Annotated in this window: 1 protein-coding gene and 1 pseudogene; both read left to right on the forward strand. The window is 44.9% G+C overall.

Translation table 11 applies throughout. The annotated features are described in order from the left end of the window. Positions 1–222: 222 nt before the first annotated feature. Complete coding sequence (locus tag R7P35_RS23820; protein WP_005458995.1) at positions 223–1,248, forward strand: ABC transporter permease subunit; 1,026 nt, start codon at positions 223–225, stop codon at positions 1,246–1,248. A gap of 1 nt (position 1,249) precedes the next feature. After that, positions 1,250–1,828 (forward strand): annotated as a pseudogene (locus R7P35_RS23825) (ABC transporter permease); the annotation flags it as partial.

Here is a 1,828-nt window from a genome sequence, read left to right on the forward strand (position 1 = left end):
GGAAGTTTGTCATGTTTTGGTTTCAAACACTTGAAGCTGATGTGGATTCAAGATAAATATGACGCTGAAATTATTGCCGTAGAAGAAAAAACTAGTTATTGAATCGCAGGGAGTGTGTTTCAACAGCTTTAGTTACTACGCGGATAGATATGCACCATTTTGGGCCGGAAACTTCCCACCAAACCCGCCTAATTTGGACAGTAGACAAGGAGCAAGTTGTATATGCTGTCGTACTTTTTACGCCGTTTAGCGTTAGTCATTCCGACGTTTCTCGGTATCACCATTCTTATCTTTGCCATCACTCGATTTGTACCGGGTGGGCCAGTTGAACGCATGCTGTCACAAATGCAGTCTCAGGGAGACGGCGCAGCATCGATGACGTCAGCGGGTGGCAATACTGCACTGTCTGATGAGCAAATCGCTGAGCTAAACGCATTCTACGGGTTGGATAAACCTGTGATGGAAGCTTACGTTGATTGGTTGAGTCGACTAGTGACGTTGGACTTGGGTGAATCAACGCGTTATTACGAACCAGTATCGGATATGATTGCAGAGCGTCTGCCTGTTTCGCTGTTCTATGGTGGCATGACTTTCTTTATCAGCTACTTCATCTCGATACCGCTTGGCTATTACAAAGCCCTCAAGCACGGTTCTGTGTTTGATTCTACCTCCTCCATTTTGATATTCGTCGGTTATGCCTTGCCTGGCTATGTGGTTGGCGTGTTATTGATTACTTTGTTTAGTTATCACTTGGAATGGTTCCCTATGGGGGGCTTTGTCGGTGATGATTTCGATGACTATGAAACCTTCTTTGAACGCGCAAAAGACGTGATGTGGCATGCTGTGCTTCCGCTGATCTGTTACTTGATTGGTGATTTCGCAACGCTCACTATGACGATGAAAAATAACCTGATGGAAAACTTATCATCGGATTACATCCGTACCGCGATCGCAAAAGGCTTGCCATTTAAGAAAGCGGTACGCAAACACGCGCTACGCAATAGTTTGATTCCAATTGCTTCTCACTTTGGCAACTCACTGTTGTTCTTCATGACAGGGGCATTTTTGATCGAAGTTATCTTCAACATCGACGGCATTGGTTTATTAGGTTACGAATCCATTATGGAACGTGATTACCCAGTAGTGATGGGCATCGTTGCTATCAACGCGGTATTGCTGCTGATCGGCAATATTATTTCGGATATCTGTGTTGCTTTAGTCGACCCACGTGTGAAGTTTGGAGCGTAATATGATTAAAGTAAGTCCATTAACTCAAAAGAAAATCCGTCACTTTAAAGAAATTAAACGTGGTTATTGGTCGTTTGTGATCTTATCTATCATGTTGATTCTTTCACTATTTGCCGAGCTGTTAATCAACAGTAAAGCGTTGATGGTGAAGTACGATGGTAGTTATTACTTTCCGGTTGTCAGTGACGTTCGTTTAGGTAGCGAGTTTGGTCAAGATTCTTCAAGTGAAGCTGATTACCGAGTTCTCCAACAAGTCTTTGAGGAAGAGGGGGGGGACAACTTTGTGATTCTACCTATCGTTCCTTGGAACCCATACGAACAAGACTTCAGTGGCGATTTCCCTCCGACCGCGCCAAGCGCTGAGAATAAACACTATCTAGGTACTGACGTTATTGGTCGCGATATTTTAGCGCGCTTGGTGTATGGCTTCCGTACTGCGATGGGGTTTGCGTTGTTAACGATGGCGGTGTCCTACGCTATTGGTACCGCTGTAGGCTGTGCCATGGGCTTCTGGGGCGGCAAGTTCGACCTATTTGTCCAACGTTTGATTGAGGTTTGGTCAATGGTGCCATTCCTGTAC

Source organism: Vibrio sp. Vb0304, assembly GCF_033338995.1.
In the GTDB taxonomy this organism is placed as follows: domain Bacteria; phylum Pseudomonadota; class Gammaproteobacteria; order Enterobacterales; family Vibrionaceae; genus Vibrio; species Vibrio alginolyticus.

Bases quoted from the DNA above. Each gene is read 5' to 3' on its own strand.
- R7P35_RS23820 (WP_005458995.1), top strand. From the start codon at position 223: ATGCTGTCGTACTTTTTACGCCGTTTAGCGTTAGTCATTCCGACGTTT.